This is a genomic window from Streptosporangium sp. NPDC048047, from assembly GCF_040653115.1.
In the GTDB taxonomy this organism is placed as follows: Bacteria; Actinomycetota; Actinomycetes; order Streptosporangiales; family Streptosporangiaceae; genus Streptosporangium.
Genome location: NZ_JBEZNH010000003.1, coordinates 169,469 through 185,601, shown reverse-complemented (window position 1 = coordinate 185,601; position 16,133 = coordinate 169,469). Strand labels below are relative to the sequence as shown.

General features: G+C 75.5%; 11 protein-coding genes and 1 pseudogene. 7 read left to right on the top strand and 5 right to left on the bottom strand.

Annotated elements, in window-relative coordinates:
• Positions 1 to 160: 160 nt before the first annotated feature.
• The 4 genes from AB0D67_RS04220 to AB0D67_RS04205 all read right to left on the bottom strand — a co-directional run bounded on the left by AB0D67_RS04220 (position 161) and on the right by AB0D67_RS04205 (position 6,721).
• Entirely contained in the window at positions 161 to 2,422 is a 2,262-nt protein-coding gene (locus AB0D67_RS04220) for a protein kinase (RefSeq protein WP_362929716.1), read from the bottom strand.
• A 225-nt stretch (positions 2,423 to 2,647) separates the two neighbouring features.
• The gene (locus AB0D67_RS04215; protein ID WP_362929714.1) at positions 2,648 to 4,057 is read right to left on the bottom strand and encodes a DUF1116 domain-containing protein; all 1,410 of its coding nucleotides are present in this window, start codon (positions 4,055 to 4,057) and stop codon (positions 2,648 to 2,650) included.
• Positions 4,058 to 4,214: 157 nt separating this feature from the next.
• Positions 4,215 to 5,780, bottom strand: coding sequence for an FdrA family protein (locus AB0D67_RS04210; RefSeq protein WP_362929712.1), 1,566 nt, complete (start codon positions 5,778 to 5,780; stop codon positions 4,215 to 4,217).
• A complete protein-coding gene (locus AB0D67_RS04205; RefSeq protein WP_362929710.1) occupies positions 5,777 to 6,721 on the bottom strand; it encodes a DUF2877 domain-containing protein in 945 nt (314 codons plus the stop codon). The genes AB0D67_RS04210 and AB0D67_RS04205 overlap by 4 nt, the downstream gene beginning before the upstream one ends.
• A gap of 257 nt (positions 6,722 to 6,978) precedes the next feature.
• Here AB0D67_RS04205 and AB0D67_RS04200 point away from each other — a divergent pair, with 257 nt between their 5' ends.
• The 7 genes and pseudogenes from AB0D67_RS04200 (at position 6,979) to AB0D67_RS04170 (ending at position 15,582) form a co-directional block, all read left to right on the top strand.
• Complete coding sequence (locus AB0D67_RS04200) at positions 6,979 to 8,541, top strand: PucR family transcriptional regulator ligand-binding domain-containing protein (protein ID WP_362929708.1); 1,563 nt, start codon at positions 6,979 to 6,981, stop codon at positions 8,539 to 8,541.
• Between the two features lie 10 nt (positions 8,542 to 8,551).
• The gene (locus AB0D67_RS04195; protein WP_362929706.1) at positions 8,552 to 8,770 is read left to right on the top strand and encodes an RNA-binding S4 domain-containing protein; all 219 of its coding nucleotides are present in this window, start codon (positions 8,552 to 8,554) and stop codon (positions 8,768 to 8,770) included.
• A gap of 203 nt (positions 8,771 to 8,973) precedes the next feature.
• Positions 8,974 to 10,359, top strand: coding sequence for a solute carrier family 23 protein (locus AB0D67_RS04190; protein WP_362929704.1), 1,386 nt, complete (start codon positions 8,974 to 8,976; stop codon positions 10,357 to 10,359).
• A gap of 82 nt (positions 10,360 to 10,441) precedes the next feature.
• Entirely contained in the window at positions 10,442 to 11,305 is an 864-nt protein-coding gene (locus AB0D67_RS04185; protein ID WP_362929702.1) for an FAD binding domain-containing protein, read from the top strand.
• A gap of 4 nt (positions 11,306 to 11,309) precedes the next feature.
• Positions 11,310 to 11,774: pseudogene (locus AB0D67_RS04180) on the top strand ((2Fe-2S)-binding protein); the annotation flags it as partial.
• A gap of 164 nt (positions 11,775 to 11,938) precedes the next feature.
• Positions 11,939 to 14,320 carry an aerobic carbon-monoxide dehydrogenase large subunit gene (gene cutA / locus AB0D67_RS04175; protein WP_362929700.1) on the top strand — a complete coding sequence of 794 codons (2,382 nt, stop codon included), beginning with the start codon at positions 11,939 to 11,941 and terminating at the stop codon, positions 14,318 to 14,320.
• A 200-nt stretch (positions 14,321 to 14,520) separates the two neighbouring features.
• On the top strand, positions 14,521 to 15,582 hold the full coding sequence (locus AB0D67_RS04170) for a hypothetical protein (RefSeq protein WP_362929698.1): 1,062 nt from the start codon (positions 14,521 to 14,523) through the stop codon (positions 15,580 to 15,582).
• Between the two features lie 136 nt (positions 15,583 to 15,718).
• On the opposite strand, the gene AB0D67_RS04165 is transcribed toward AB0D67_RS04170, so the two are convergent.
• A complete protein-coding gene (locus tag AB0D67_RS04165; protein ID WP_362929696.1) occupies positions 15,719 to 16,051 on the bottom strand; it encodes a hypothetical protein in 333 nt (110 codons plus the stop codon).
• Positions 16,052 to 16,133: the final 82 nt, after the last annotated feature.

Sequence of the window (16,133 nt, the reverse complement as noted above, 5' to 3'; positions counted from 1 at the left end):
CATCTGAAGCGGTATTCCGGTCTCCCGAGGCTCGCGGGCCCGGCCGCCCGCCCGGGACGCGGGCGGCGGGGCGGTCGGGCGGCGGGCGTGCGGGACGCGGCCGGGTGACGGCCGACGAGGCGGATGAACGGGCGGGACGACGGGACGGGTGGCCGGGCGGTCAGGCGTTCGGGGTGAAGGTGTCGAGGAAGACCTGCCGGAACGCCGAGCTCTTCCCCCAGTCGAGGTCCTGCACGGCGAACGTGATCCGGTAGGCGGTCGCGTCGTCCACCGCGACGTACCGGGTGAGCCCGTGCATGGGGACGGCGCCACCGGACACCGCGTAGGTGTACTCCAGGTCGGCGGCCTTCCAGTCGCGATAGGGGGCTCGGGAGAGTCCGATCTCGGTGTACTCGTCCAGGCCGTTGCGGTCGGCGCGGCGCAGCGCGGTCATCGGGTCGAGCACCGGGACGGGGGTGACGGTGACGCTCCGCCCGCTGTCCCGGGGGCCGGTGAACACGGCGCCGCCGTCGTCACCCGGCTTGGCGGTCCAGCCCTTGGGCAGCGCCGCCGCGACGCCGGCCTCGCTGAGCCGCCGGTATCCGTCGGGGACCTCGGTCCGCGGCCGGTCCGGGGCCGTGGCGTCGGCGGGGTCGGCGGGCGTCGAGGCGCCCACGGTGGCGGTCGGGGGCGCCGGGGCGTCGGATGAGCGGGGCAGCAGCAGGACCAGCGCGACGATCACCAGAAGCAGCGCCACGGCCCCGCCCGCGGCCAGCGTGCGCGGTGTCAGGCGGCCGCCGGATCGGCCGTCCCGCCGTACGCCGAGGGGGTCGGGGTCCTCCGGCGCCGCGTGCCGCCGGCCGCGCGGGGGCGCTCCGGGGGCCCCGCGGACCGCTGGAGCGTTCCCCCCGGACGGTCGCGGCGAGGCGCCGGCCGTACCGGTGGGGGCGTCGGGCGGGGGGTCGCCGAAGAAGGGGGAGGAGAAGTCGGCGGAGGAGCTGCGCAGCGCGTCGTAGCCGCGCATCCCGGCCGGGGGGCCTCCGGGGCCGTCGGACGGCGGGCCCGGGAAGGGGGCGGTCTCGGCGCCGGACGTGGCCTGCGGGTCGTAGGGCACCCGTACCGGGCCGGAGGGGGTCTCGATGATCCGCGACGGCATCGGCCCGGGTGAGGGGGCCTGCGGTGACGCGGGGCGGGCCGCCGGGACGTCGGGGGGGAAGGACGGCTGGGAGCCGAAGGCGGAAACCCGATCGGAGGAGGTGGAGAAGGGGTCCTGCGCGGGGGGAACGGAGGGGGGCGCCTGCCGGGAGGAGGCGGGGAAGGGGTCCTGGGAGGAGTGGGAGGAGAAGGACGCCTGCCCGGGAGCCGCGCGGAAGGGGTCCTGGGCGGAGGGCGCGGGCCCGGGGGGGGTGGGGAAGGGGTCCTGCGGGGTGGGGGCGGGCAGCGGCGTCCACGCGGCGCCGTGGCCGGACGGCTCGGCATTGCGGCCCGGCAGACTCGGCAGACCCGGTAGACCCGGCAGGCCGGACGAGCCGAGTGGATCGGACGGGGTGGTTGGGCCGGACGGGACGGGCAGTGCCCGTTCCAGCAGGCGGGCCGCTTCGGCGGCGGTCATCCGGCCGTCGGGGTCCCTGCGCAGCAGCCCCTCCAGGACCGGGGTCAGCGACCCGGCCCGCACCGGCCGGGCGGGTTCGCCGGAGAGGATCTCGTTGAGCACCGTCATCGCGTCGGGCCCCTCGTACGGGGGGCGGCCCTCGACCGCGGTGTACAGCGTGGCGCCGAACGCCCACAGGTCGGCGGCGGGGGTGGCCGCCCGGCCGGTCAGGCGCTCCGGCGGGACGTAGGCGGGCGAGCCCACCAGCAGGCCGGCCAGCGGGGCGCCGCCGTCGTCCTCCAGCGCGGCGAGGCCGAAGTCGGTGAGCACCACCCGGTCGGCGGTCAGCAGCACGTTGCCGGGCTTGACGTCGCGGTGCAGGATCCCGGCGGCGTGGGCCTGGCGCAGCGCGTCGAGGACCCGGACGCCGATCTCGGCGGCCTGCGCCACCGGAAGCGGCCCGCCCTGCCGTACGGCCTGCTCCAGGGACCAGCCGCGGACCAGCTCCATCACGATCCAGGGGCGGCCGTCCTCCTCGGCGACGTCGTGGACGGCGGCGATGCCCGGGTGGTTGAGCCGGGCCGCCGAACGGGCCTCGCGGATCATGCGCCGGTGGGCGGCCCGCGCGCCCGCGGGATCGAGGCCCGGGGGCAGGATCAGCTCCTTGACCGCGACGTCGCGGTCGAGGAGCACGTCGTAGGCGTGCCACACCCGGCCCAGGCCGCCGCGGCCCACCGGCGACACCAGCCGGTAGCGCCTGCCGATCAGCCTGTCGGGTCCCGGGGCCGCGCCCGGCGGGACAGGGCCGCCGTCCGATCCGGCAGGGGCGTCACCGGTCAAGCGATCGGTCATCGTATCCAGTCCCCCCGGAGGCAGCCTGATTTATGAGGCTGGACACAATATAAGTCTTACATTCAGTAATGGAAGTTGATGTTTGGGAAACCATTCGCAGGTGGCATCGCCCGGAGATCGTCCGCTGCGGCACGCCGCCTCCGGGACGGCCGGGCTGACGTCGTACGATGCGCCGCGGCCCGGGGTGGCCCGCGGGTCCGGCCGCCGCGCTCCCGGCCCCTGAGATCAGTCTCCCGCGCCGCCGCCGGGTCCGGCCGCCTCGGCGAGGGCTGTCAGGGCCGTTGTGAAGGCCGACGCGGGCGGGCTCACCAGGCCGGCGCCCACCTGCCCGGTGCCCGCGACCCGGCCCGCGATGCCGGTGTTGACCGCGGGCAGCAGCCCCGTCCGGGCGACCAGGGTGACGTCGACGCCCACCGGCGTGCCGCGGAAGCCGAGGACGGGGATCCGGTGGACGGGGTGCTCGGCGAGGGTGATCTCATACATGGACCGGGTGGCCCGCATCGCGTCCGGCACGTCGCCGCCGACGAACCTGACGATCGCCGGGGCCGCGGCCATCGCGAAGCCGCCCAGACCGGCCGTCTCGGTGATGGTGGAGTCGCCGATGTCGGGGTTGGCGTCGGCCGGGCTGTACGCGCCGAGGTACAGCCCGTCCGGCACGCCCGCCGGGCCGGTGAACCAGCGGTCGCCCAGCCCGGAGACCTGGATCCCGAAGTCGGTGCCGTTGCGGGCCATCGCCACGACCACGGTGGATCCGGGCACGTCCCGGGCGGCGTCGGCGCTCACCTTGCAGGCCGCCATGCCGGCGTTGAGGAAGAAGTGGTCGTTGCCGTGCACGAAGCGCAGCACCTCGGCCGCCCGGCCCGGCGCGGCGTCCACGATCGCCGCGGCCAGCTCGCGCACCAGCAGCGACGTGGCGGCGCGGTTGCGGTTGTGCAGCTCGTCGCCCATCTGCAGGGCCTGGGCGATCAGCGTCCCGAGGTCCAGCGGTCCGGTCAGCTCCAGCGCGGCCCGCAGCACCGGGCCCAGGACCTCACCCATCCAGGTGAGCCGCCGCAGCACCTCCGGGCCGTAGGCGCCGTAGCGCAGCACCTTGCCGAGCCCCTCGTTGAGCGAGCAGAAGGCGGTGCCGCCGTGCTCGGCGTCGCGCACCTCCAGCATCCACATCGACGGGCTGACCACCCCGGCCATCGGCCCCACCGCCCGGTGGTGATGGCAGGGCTCCAGCCGGACGCGCCCGGAGGCCAGCAGCCTCCCGGCCTCCTCGGGGTCGCCGGCCAGCCCCTCCAGCAGCGCCGCCCCGACGAGCGCGCCGCGCATCGGCCCGGAGGCCCGTTCCCAGGTGATCGGCGGCCCGGCGTGCAGGAAGACGCCCGGCGGCAGGTCCAGCGCCTCGCGTGCCGGCCGTACGGTGACCAGGTGGGGGCGGGCGGAGACCAGGCGGCCGACGGCTCTCTCGTTGGCCCTCGTCCTGCGCGGGTCGGCCAGCACCCGGGCGAGGGCGTCGCCGGTGCCCGGCATCGGCGGGCGCCAGTCCACCCGGACCCTCGGCACGGCCTGCGCGTCCAGCGCCTCGCCGAGCGGCTCGGCTCCGACGGTGATCACGCGGAGCTCCCCGGAGAGCAGCGGCGTCGTCATGGGCGTCCTCCGCGCGCGAAACGGCTCGCGGGCCGGTGGGCCACCGGGTATTCCCGGAGGGGGCCGGTCATGGATTCATGGGCTCTCGTCGGGTGGTGGCCGGGCCGGTGGGCCGCCGGGCGCCCCCGGAGGGGCCGGGTCATGGGTTCGCGGGTTCTCATCGGGCACCCGCCGTCAGGTCCGCGGCGTGCCGGGCCGCCTGCGCGTTGGAGGCGAACACCGCCGCCCCGGCCGCGCGCAGCGCCTCGGCCTGCCGGGACAGCCCCTGCGGGTCGCCCTCGGCGCCGACCAGCGCCACCACCGTCGCCGTCCCCCGGGCGACGGCCGCGGCGACGGCGGGGGCGAGCCGCTCCGCCGGGTCGGGGTCGGCGCCGTGCCCGAGGACCACGTCCAGGAGCGCGACGTCGCCCGCCGGCACGCCGGCCAGGGCCTCCAGCCGCAGCGTGGGGTCGATCATCGGGTGGGCCCGGCCGCGGGTGTAGGCGTCGTCGCCGAAGTCGGTGAACCGCCCGGTCCCGGCCACCAGCCGGGCCTCGGCGCACAGGGTGCCCCCCGCGTACAGGCCGTGCAGCGTCGCGCCGCCCCGGCGGGCCGGTCCGCCGGGGCCGTTCAGGCCGCTCGTTCCACCCGTTCCGTCTGTTCCGGGCGAGACGGTCGTCCCGTCGTCCGGTCCCGGTGCCCCGCCGTTCCCGGTTTCCCCGCGGGCCGGTCCGGGGCCGGGCCGGGAGGACCAGGAGGGCCAGGCGGGGACCGCCGCCCCGAGTGCGCGCAGGGCGTTCTCGGCCGCCGCGGTCAGGTCGCCGCCGTCGGGGCCGAGCAGGGCGCTGACGACCGGCGTGGCGAGCCCGGCGACGGCGTCCCGCACCGTCCGGGCCGCCTCCGGGGCCGGCGGCTTGGAGACCAGGACGATCAGCTCGGTCGCCGGGTCGGCGTCGAGCGCGGAGAGGGCCCGGAGCGTGGACAGGCCGCCGACCTCCGCCGACAGGTCCCGGCCGCCCACGCCGAGCACGTGCCGCACGCCCACGCCCGCCAGGTCCAGAAGGCAGGCGATCTGCTGCGCGCCGGTGCCTGAGGCGGCGACCATCCCGACCGGGCCGGGCCGCAGCACGTTGGCGAAGCCCAGGCCGGTCCCGCCGATCACCGCGGTGCCGCAGTCGGGCCCCATGACCAGCACGTCCCGTTCGGCGGCCCGCCGTTTGAGCAGCACCTCCTGCTCGACGGGCACGTTGTCACTGAAGATCATCACCGGTAGGCCGGTCTCGATCGCGTCCATCGCCTCGGCGAAGGCGTACGGCCCCGGCACCGAGACCAGGGCCAGCGCCGGGCCGGATCCGGCGGCGAGGGCGCGGGCGGCGGCGCCGACCGTGCGCGGGGCGTACCCGGCCGCGCCGCCGAAGCCGCCGGGATCGTCCGGGCCGGCCGGGCCGCCGTCCCCGCCGCCCGCCGTACGGCTCGCGAGACCGGCCAGCAGCCGGTCCAGCTCGGCGGCGGCGGCCTCCAGGGCGGCGCGGTCCTCACCCCGCAGCGCGACCAGCAGGTCGCCGGGACCGGCCTCGGGCAGGCCGAAACCCAGGTCGGCGGCGACGCCGCGGTTGAGGCCGGTGGCCATCGCCACCAGGGCGACCTCGACGCCGGGCAGCTCGGCGGCCGTCCGGCTGACCCGCATCAGGGTGACCGAGTCGTGGTAGGCGCCCGCGCGTACCCGGACCAGATCGACGCTCATCGGACCCGCCCTCCGTCCCGGGCGAGATCTCCTGCGAGGTCTCCTGCGAGGTCTCCTGCGAGGTTTCCGGAGAGCGCGACGACGGCGGCCAGGCCGATGCGCAGGCCCCAGGCGAGGTCGGCCCCGGAGGTGTGGCCGAGCCCGAGCAGCCGCTCCAGCGCGGGCTCGGGGGACCTCCCGCCGGTCACGCCCCGCAGGACGGCCAGCACCTCCGCGCACGCCTGACCCCTGGTGGCGCAGTGCAGCAGCGTGGCCGAGACCGCGGTGGTCCGGTCGCGCGCGTCGAAGGCGACCGCGGCGCCCAGCCAGTCGGCCAGCCAGACGGCGCGGGGCGTCCCGGACGCCGTTCCGAGGTGACGCAGCGCCACGAGCGTCCCGGCGAGCACGTCGTCGCCGCTCGGGGTCAGCCCGGGACCCAGCCCGACGAGCTGCTCGGCGGCCGTGACGCAGTCGAGCAGCGAGGCCCGCGCGCACCCGGCGGCCAGCAGCCCGGCGGCGGCGGAGCCCTCCAGTCCCGGCCGCCGCGGCGACCGGTCGCACACCCCGGTCAGCACCGGCAGCGCGGCGGCCAGCCTCGCCGGGCCGGCCCGTTCCGGCGCCGGCGCCGGATCCCACCAGCGCCGCACCCGCAGGCGCAGCCGTCCCAGCTCCACCGCGCCGTCGCCCACCCACGCCTCGTCGCCCACGGCGGCCTGCGGCAGCGCCCCGGCGGTCACCAGCGCGTTGGGCAGCCGGACCGCCGCGCCGGTCGTCACCGCCACCACATGCGGCTCCAGCTCCGCGCGGACCTCCAGATAGATCGCCGAGGGGAACACCGCCAGCACCCGCGCGGGCCGCCGGGGCGGATCCAGCACCGGCCGCAGAGCCACGCTCGCCGCACCGGTCGCGTCCGCCCGCACCGGGAACGGCCGCGGTCTCCTCGGGCCTGCCGTGACGCTCATGTCGCGTCCGCCCGTGCCGGAGCCGGTCGCGGTCTCCTCGGGTGTGCCGTGACGCTCATGTCGCGTCCGCCCGTGCCGCAGCCGGTCGCGGTCCCCTCGGGCGTGCCGTGACGATCATCCCGCCTCCCCGCCGGCCGTCCCCCTCGTCGAGCCGACCGTAGAACGGCAGGTGAGCCGGGCCGTACGGGTAAAGATGCCAATGCTCGGACGGAGAGTTGGCTCTTCCTGACAGAGGTCGCATCGGTCAGAATCAGCGCATGGAACCTCCCGTGCGGCCGGCGAGCACCGGAACGATCATCCACGGTGTCGCGGTCGGCGAGGTGCTGGGCGTCTCCGCGCTGGCCGGGGCGCGGCTGATCGCCGGGGAGAGCGGGCTGGGCCGGATCGTGCAGCGGCTCAACGTGATGGAGGTCCCCGACATCCTGGCCTGGGTGAAACCGCACGAACTGCTGCTCACCACGGGCTACCCGTTGCGCAACACCCCCCAGTCGCTCGGCCGGCTGGTGGCCGACCTCGACGAGCGGGGCCTGGCGGCGCTCGCCGTCAAGCCGGGCCGCTACCTCGACCGGCTGCCCGCGGAGATGGTGGAGCAGGCCGACCGGCTGGGGTTCCCGCTGATCCGGCTCCCCGACGGCGTCGGGTTCGACGACATCCTCAACCAGGTCCTCACCGACATCCTCAACCGGCAGGCCGCGGTGCTGGCCCGCGCCGAGGAGGCCCACCGGGCGCTGGTGCAGGTCGTGCTGGCCGGCGGCGGCCTGCGGGAGGTGACGGCGGAGGTCGCCGGGCTGCTCGGGGTGGCCGTGGCCGTGCTCGACCGGGGCGACCGCACGCTCGCCGCCGCCGGGCCCGCCGAGTACCTGACCGCGCTGCGCAGCGCCCCGGAGGGCAGCCGCACCTCCGTCCCCGTCGTCGCGGGCGGCCACCATCACGGCCGCATCGTCGCCTGCGGGCCGGTCGGCTCGATCGCCGACAGCGACGTCGGAATCCTGGAACGTGCCGCCACGGTCGCCGCGCTGGTCGTGACCCGGCAGGAGGCGGTCAACGCGGTGGAGAGCAAGTATCGCGCCGACTTCCTGCGCGACGTGCTGACCGGCCGGGACGGCGACCCCGCCCGCGTCGCGGCGCGCGCCCGGACCTTCGGCTGGGAGCTGGAGCGCCCGGTGACCGTGCTGGTGGCCGAGCTCGACCCCGGCGGCGACGAGCGCGCCGTCCAGGACCGCCTGCCGGCCTGCTGGGCCGCGGCGGTGCGCCGCCACGACCCGCGCGGCGCGGTGGCGGGCTTCTCCCACGAGGTCGTCGCCGTCGTGGACGCCGCCGCCGACGTCGCGCGCCTGGCGAAGGACGCCGCCGCGGCCTTCGCCGAGTGTGCGCCCGCGACCTTCTCCACCGGCGCCAGCCGTACCGCGCCGGCCGTGGAGGGGCTGCCCGGCGCGTACGGCCAGGCGCTGAAGGCGGCCCGGGTGGGCCGGCAGCTCCACGGTTCCGGAGCGGTCGCCCATTTCGACCAGCTCGGCGTCTACCGCCTGCTGTCGCTGGTCGGCGACACCGACGAGCTGCACGCCTTCGTCCGTGAGACCCTCGGCCCGCTCGCCTCCGACGACGACGCCGAGAACGCCGACCTGCGCCGGACCCTGCAGGTGCTGCTGGAGACCAACCTCAACGTCGCCGAGACGGCCCGCAGACTGCACTTCCACTACAACACGCTGCGTTACCGCATCGGCAAGCTGGAGCGCCTGCTGGGGGGCTTCACCGAGGACGCCCACCTGCGGCTGAACCTCACGCTGGCCCTGCACGTCCTGCGGATGCGCGGCATCTAGACTCTGGAGGGTGAACGAGACCTTCGAGCTGGAAACCGACTACATCCCGCTCTGCGACCTGCTGAAGTACTGCGCCGTCACCGACACCGGGGGCCAGGCCAAGCATTTCATCGCCGAGGGGAACGTCATGGTCGACGGTGAGGTCGAGACCCGCAAGACCCGCAAGATCCGCGAGGGTCAGGTCGTGGCCGGCGAGGGTTTCGAGATCCGGGTGATCGCCGCCCGGTGAGGTCGTCACGGCCCGCGAGACCCACCTGATCCGCCCGGCGGCCGGGGGTCCGCCTGCCGACTCGGATGATCGGTTTCGGCAGTTCGTGCCAGTGCGAGAAGTGACAGGACGGGCCTAAGGTGCCCGCAACGAACAGCTTGGGATTCGGGAGGGATGCCTACGGGGCGGCCACCGACCGACCGCCCGTTGAAAGGCAGGGCTTGATGGTTGCAGGTTGGACCAAGCACGGTGACGGCAAACACCTCGCGCCGGGCGAGGTGGTACGGCCGGACGAGCGGCTGTCGTGGCCGCGGATGATCGGGTTCGGGGCCCAGCACGTCATCGCGATGTTCGGCGCCACGTTCGTCTTCCCCCTCGTCATGGGGCTCGACCCCAACGTCGCCATCATGTTCTCGGGCGTGGCGACGATCATGTTCCTGCTCATCGTGCGCGGGAAGATCCCCAGCTACCTCGGCACCAGCGCCTCGTTCGTGGGCGGCGTGCTGGCCATCCGGGCGCTGTACGGCGGCGACACCCCGGCCGGGGACGCGGTGGTCACCGGGGCGATCCTGCTGGTCGGCCTGGTGCTGGCCCTGGTGGGCCTGGCCATCCACTTCGTGGGCGTGCAGATCATCAACCGGGTGTTCCCACCGGTCGTCACCGGCGGCGTCGTCATGCTGATCGGGTTCGGCCTGGCCTACGTCGTCGCGGACGTCTACTGGCCCAGCGACCAGTGGCTCGCGCTGATCACCATGATCGTCACGTTCGTGATCATCGTGGCGTTCCGCGGGTTCGTCGGGCGGATCGGCATCCTCCTCGGCCTGGTCATCGGCTTCGCGCTGTCCTGGGCGGCCGACCGCGTCTTCGGCGACATCACCGCCTTCAACGCCGGGACCGGGAAGATCGACACCCATCCCCGGGTGAACCTCGACGCGGTGGCGAGCGCCGACTGGATCGGCCTGCCGCACATGCACCTGCCCGACATCAAGGTCTCGGCCGCGCTGCTGGTGCTGCCCGCGGTGATCGCGCTGATCGCCGAGAACGTCGGCCACGTCAAGGCGGTCGGCGAGATGACCGGCACCGACGTCGACCCCTACCTGGGCCGGGCGATCGCCGCCGACGGCGTCACCACCGCGGTCGCCACCGCCTTCGGCGGCTCCCCGACCACCACCTACGCCGAGAACATCGGCGTCATGGCCGCCACCCGGGTCTACTCCACGGCCGCCTACTACATCGCGGCCGCCATCGCGATCCTCTTCGGCCTGTGCCCGAAGTTCGGCGCGCTGGTGGCGGCCACCCCCAACGGCGTGCTCGGCGGCATCACGGTGATCCTCTACGGCATGATCGGCCTGCTCGGCGCGAAGATCTGGATCGAGAACCGCGTCGACTTCTCCAACCCGGTCAACATGGTCCCGATCGGGGCGGGCATCATCCTCGCCATCGGCCCGGTCAAGCAGATGTTCGGCTCCGACTTCGCGCTGGAGGGCATCGCCTTCGGCACCATCGTCGTCGTGGGCGGCTACCACCTGCTGCGGGTCGTCTCTCGGCGGACCGGGGCCGTGGAGGTCCCCGCCGAGGAGGTCGGGCAGACCCGGGAGACGTCGGGATGACCGGCGGACGCAGCGGGTCCCGGCCCGGACGGCCGGGCGCGGGCGGTTCCGGGCCGGGCGCGCGGGCACGGGAGATCTCCGGATGAAGCCGCCTCCGTTTGAATACCACGCCCCCCGTTCCGTCGCCGAGGCGATGGAGGTCCTGGCCGCGGCCGGGCCGGAGGGCAAGGTGCTCGCCGGAGGCCAGAGCCTGATCCCCCTGCTGAACATGCGGCTGGCCGCCCCCGGCCACCTCGTCGACGTCAACCGGCTCACCGCGCTGGACACGGTCGAGGTCGAACCGGGGGGCGTACGGGTCGGCGCGCTGGCCCGGCACGCCCGCGTGGAGCGCTCGGCCGAGGCGGCCGCCGCCCAGCCGCTGCTGCGCCAGGCGCTGCGGCTGGTCGCCCACCCGGTGATCCGCAACCGGGGCACGGTCGTCGGCAGCCTGGTGCACGCCGACCCCGCCGCCGAGCTGCCCGCGGTGCTGACGCTCCTCGGCGGCTCGGTACGGCTGGCCCGGCCCGGCGCGGTCCGCGACGTCCCGGCGGCCGGTTTCTTCACCGGCCCCCTGGAGTCGGCCGCCGCGCCGGGCGAGCTGGCCGTCTCGGCGTTCTTCCCCGCGTCCGGCCCGCGCTGCGGAACCGCCTTCCACGAGGTGGCCCGGCGGCACGGCGACTACGCCCTGGCCGGGGTCGCGGCCCTGGTCCGCCTGGACGACGGCCTGCGCGTGACCGCCGCCCGGGCGGCGTGCGTGAGCGCGGGCCCGGTCCCGGTCGTGGTGGACGTCACCGGCCACGCCCGCGCGGACGGGTGGGCGGCGGCGGCGCGGGCCGTGGCGGAGCGGGCCGAGCCGGAGGACGACATCCACGCGAGCGCCGGCTACCGGCGGCACCTGACCGGCGTCCTGGCCGAGCGGGCGCTGCGGGAGGCGGCGCTGTCCGCGGCGAGCGGTGAGGAGCGGTGAGCCGATGACGAACATCGCGGTCACACTGACCGTGAACGGGGTGGTCCGGAGGGCCGAGGCGCCCGGAAGGCGTCTGCTGTCCGACTTCCTGCGCCACGACCTCGGGCTGACCGGCACCCACGTCGGGTGCGAGCACGGGGTCTGCGGCTGCTGCACCGTGCTGCTGGACGGCGAGCCGGTGCGTTCCTGCCTGACGCTGGCCGCCACCGCCGACGGACACGAGATCACCACGGTGGAGGGGCTGGCCGGGCCGGAGGGGGAGCCGTCGCCGGTGCAGCGGGCCTTCGCCGAGTGCCACGGCCTGCAGTGCGGCTTCTGCACCCCGGGTTTCCTGTGCACGGTCACCGCCCTGCTGCGGGACAACCCGGCGCCGAGCGAGGAGGAGGTGCTGGAGGGGCTCTCCGGCAACCTCTGCCGCTGCACGGGTTACCAGAACATCGTCAGGTCCGTCCACCGCGCCGCCGAACTCATCGCCGGGGAGGGCGGCGACGCCCCGGCCGGATGGCCGTCCGCGCCCCTCCGGGACACCGGACCCGCCGGGGAGGCCGGGCCCGCCGGGACCACCGGCCTCGCCGGCACCGGATCCACAGGTCCCGCCGGATCCACCGGGGAGCGTGCCGGGGCGGAGGGGGCATGACGACCAGGTTGTTCGGCGAGCCGGTGCCCCGCCGTGAGGACCCCCGTCTGCTCACCGGGCGGGGCCGCTACCTGGACGACCTCGGCGCGGGCGCGCTGGAGGCGGCCTTCGTCCGCTCCCCGCACGCCCGCGCCCGCATCATCGACATCGACGTCTCCGCGGCGATCGAGGTCGAGGGGCTGGTGGCGATCTACACCTGGGAGGACCTGCCGGAGGAGGTCGGCGCGCCGCTGCCGCTGCTCATCCCGCACCCGGCCCTGACCCACGGCCGCACCGCCCGCCCCCTGGCCCGCGACGTCGTCCGGCACGTCGGCGAGCCGGTCGTGATGGTCGTCGCCCGTGACCGCTACCTCGCCGAGGACGCCTGCGCGCTCATCCGGGTCGACTACGAGGTCGCCGGGGCCGTCGTCGGGGTGGAGGAGGCGACGCGGTCCGACAGGCTCGTCCACGACGACGTGCCGGGCAACGTCGGTGCGCACCTGGTGCAGGAGGTGCCCTCGGTGGCCGGGCTCGGCGCCCGGGAGGCGATCGAGGCGGCCCCGCACGTCCTGTCCTTCCGCCTCGACATCGAGCGCAGCGCCTCCATGCCGCTGGAGGGCCGCGGGGTCTGCGCCCGCTGGGACGCCGACGACCGCTCCCTGCGGGTCTACTCCAGCACCCAGACCTCCACCAGCGTCCGGATGGCGATCGCGGCCCGGCTGGGCCTGCCGCCGACCAAGGTCGAGGTGATCGCCCCCGACGTGGGCGGCGGGTTCGGCGTCAAGATCGTTCATCCGTGGCCGGAGGAGGTCCTCGTCCCCTGGGCCGCCGTGCTGCTCGGCCGCGAGGTCAAGTGGACCGAGGACCGGCGTGAGCACTTCGTCTCCTCCGCCCACGAGCGGGCCCAGGTGCAGCACGTGCGGGTCGGTTTCGACGACGCCGGGCGGGTGCTGGGGCTGGACGTGACGATCCTGCACGACCACGGGGCCTACACGCCGTACGGGATCATCGTGCCGATCATCACCGCCACCCAGCTTCCGGGCCCGTACCGGATCGGCGCCTACCGGGTCGAGTTCTCCTCCGTCTACACCAACACCGTGCAGGTCACGCCGTACCGGGGGGCGGGCCGGCCGCAGGCGGCCTTCTGCATGGAGCGGACCATGGACCGCATCGCCGCCCACCTCGGCCTGGACCGTACGGCGGTGCGCGAGGCCAACTTCATCCAGCCCGGCGAGTTCCCCTACGACCAGGGACTGACCTTCCAGGACGGTCGGCCGCTGATCTACGACAGCGGCGACTACCCCGAGTCGCTGCGGATGCTCAAGGAGCTCATCGGCTGGGACTCCTTCGGCGAGCTGAGGGCCCGCGCGGCGGCCGGGGGGCGGCGCCTGGGCATCGGGCTGGGCTGCTACGTGGAGGGCACCGGCGTCGGCCCCTACGAGGGCGGCCACGTCCAGATCACCTCCGACGGGCGGGTGCACGTCTCCACCGGCCTGACGTCCCAGGGGCAGGGCCACGAGACGGTGTTCGCCCAGATCGCCGCGTCCGAGCTGGGCGTGCCGCTGGAGCGGGTCTCGGTGGTCACCGGCGACACCCGCAGGTTCGGCTACGCGGTCGGCACGTTCGCCTCGCGGGCCGCGGTGATGAGCGGCAACGCGATCGCGCTGGCCTGCCGCAGGGTGCGGGAGAAGGCGCTGCGGATCGCCGCCGACGCGCTGGAGGCCGACCCGGGCGACCTGGAGATCGTCGACGGTGAGGTCCGGGTGGCCGGCACGCCCGGCGTGGCGGTGCCGCTGGCCACGGTGGCGGTGCTGGCCAACCCGCTGCGCTACGCCTTCGACGCCGAGGCGGCCCGCGCCACCCAGTTCGCCGGGACGGCCTCCCCCGACCGTCCGCCGGTGGCCGAGGGGGACGAGCCGGGGCTGGAGGGGCGCGACTACTACTCGCCGGTCCGCTCGACCTTCGCCTCCGGCATGCACGCGGCGATCGTCGAGACCGACCCGCTGACCGCCGAGATCCGCGTCCTGCGCTACGCCGTCGTCCACGACTGCGGCAACCTGGTCAACCCGATGATCGTCGAGGGGCAGATCCACGGCGGCGTCGCCCAGGGCGTGGGCGGCGCGCTGTACGAGCGGATGGTCTACGACGAGCACGGGCAGCTGCTGAACGCCTCGTTCATGGACTTCCTGATGCCCTACGTCACCGAGGTGCCGCGGATCGAGACCGCGCACCTGCAGACCCCGTCCCCGCTGAACCCCCTGGGCATCAAGGGCGCGGGGGAGGCCGGGGTCATCCCGGTGTCGGCGGTGATCGCCTCGGCCGTGGAGGACGCCGAGGGCATCCGGATCGACCGGATGCCGATCTCCCCGTCGGAGCTGTTCGACCTGCGCCGCCGGTGAGGGACCCGCCCGTCCGGTCGCGGCGGGCGGGCGGAGTGCGCCATCATGATCCCGCGGAACCGCTCGCCGAGGAGAGACATGGTCATTCCCCCCGCCAGGCATCGTGACCGGCGTCCCGCCGGAGCCCCCGCTCCCGCCGCCTCCACCGGAGCCCCTGAACCCGGCGGCCTCCGCGGCCCGCACGGTTCCGGAGTCCGCTGATGGGCCTGCAGCCGCCCGGCGAACTCGTCGCCGTCCTCCACCTGGTGGGCATCCCGTGGCCCGCGCCCGACGAGGAGACACTGTGCGGCGCGGGTATGCGGTGCCTGGCGCTCGCCGGGACGTTCGAACACGCCGGGTACACCGCCGATGACCACGCCGCTCCCGTCTGGACCCGCAACTCCGGGCAGGACGTGGCGGCCTTCCAGACGCGGTGGACCGCCGCCGACGGACCGGGCGCCCAGGCCGACGACGCCGCCAGGGCGGCCAGGATCCTGGCCGGCGCACTGGTGCTGTCGGCCATGCTCGTCTTCGTCCTCAAGATCTCCATGATCAGGACGCTCTTCCGGTTGCTGCTGCGGCTCCTGACGAGGAACGTCGGTCCCTGGGCCGCCGTGACGGCGGTGGAAGGCGTCATGTCCGCCCAGGTCCTGCTGCGCCGGCTCCACCGCCAGGTCCTGGAGCGGCTCGGCCGCGAGGTCGGGCCGGCCTTCTCCAGGGCCGGCCGGCTGCTGGACGCCCCCGCTCCCCGCCCCAGGGTCGTGGGAACGCCCGTGGACCACGCCCGGCCCTTCCCGGGGGCCGCCACCCGCGTCGGCCCGGAGCAGCTGCGGCGCCCGTCGTCCGCTGCCGGGGAGTCCTCCCGGCAGGTGGCGCCGGAGGAGATCGTCTGGCGTACCGGCCGCGAGCCCCTGTGGGTGGGCGTCCGCCCCGGACAGTCGCCGGAGGACATCTTCAGAAACGGCCTGCGGCCCGCCGACCCGCACGGTCCGATCGACTTCGTGCCGGGCGGGATCGACTCGGACGCCGTCGTCCGGGCGAGGCTCCACGCCGCCCCCGGTGACTACTACCTGGTCAAGGTCGATCCGCCCGGCGGCATCCACGAGGCGGAGACGCTGCGGGCCCTGGGACTGCCCGCAGACCCGGCGGTCGAGGGCCGCGTGGTCTTCGGCGGAGGCATCGACCGGCGTCACATCGCGGGGCTCTACCCGCCGGGGGTCCATCCGTCGGAGGCGGGGATGTTCTTCCGCAACCACCGGTGGTACGAGCGTCCCCCGGACTGACCGGCGACCGGGTGACGCCCGGCCCGGGGAGGCGGGCGCGGGGCGGGTGACGTCCGGCCCAAGGAGGCGGGCGCGGGGCGGGTGACGTCCGGCTCGGGGAGGCGGCCGGAGGTGACGCCCGGCCCGCCGTGACGCCTCAGGCCGGTGACGAGTGCCGGCGGGCGAGGGCGGCCATCACCTCCTCGGCGCCGGTCTGGGCCGCGCGATGCGTCCGGGAGGCGGCGGCGACCTCCTCGGCGGCCGCTTCGTACCGTTCCGCGATGGCCTCTCCCCGGGCCAGGGCCTTGCCGACCAGGTGCCGGTAGGCCGCCCCGATCTGGCCGACCAGGTCGCCTTCGCCCCAGGGGTCGCCGTCACCGGCGAACCCGTCGCCGAGGATCCGCAGCTCCTCGCGCAGGACCTCCGCCGCGTCCGCCAGCCCCGAGGCCGAGCCCAGCAGGTCGTGGTGGGAGACCTCGAGTTCGCGCATCCGTCCTCCTCGCGTGCGGCCCGGGAACCGCGGAGCGATCATAGCCGCCGCCGTACATCCGCGCCGTCCGGGCCGTGCCGTC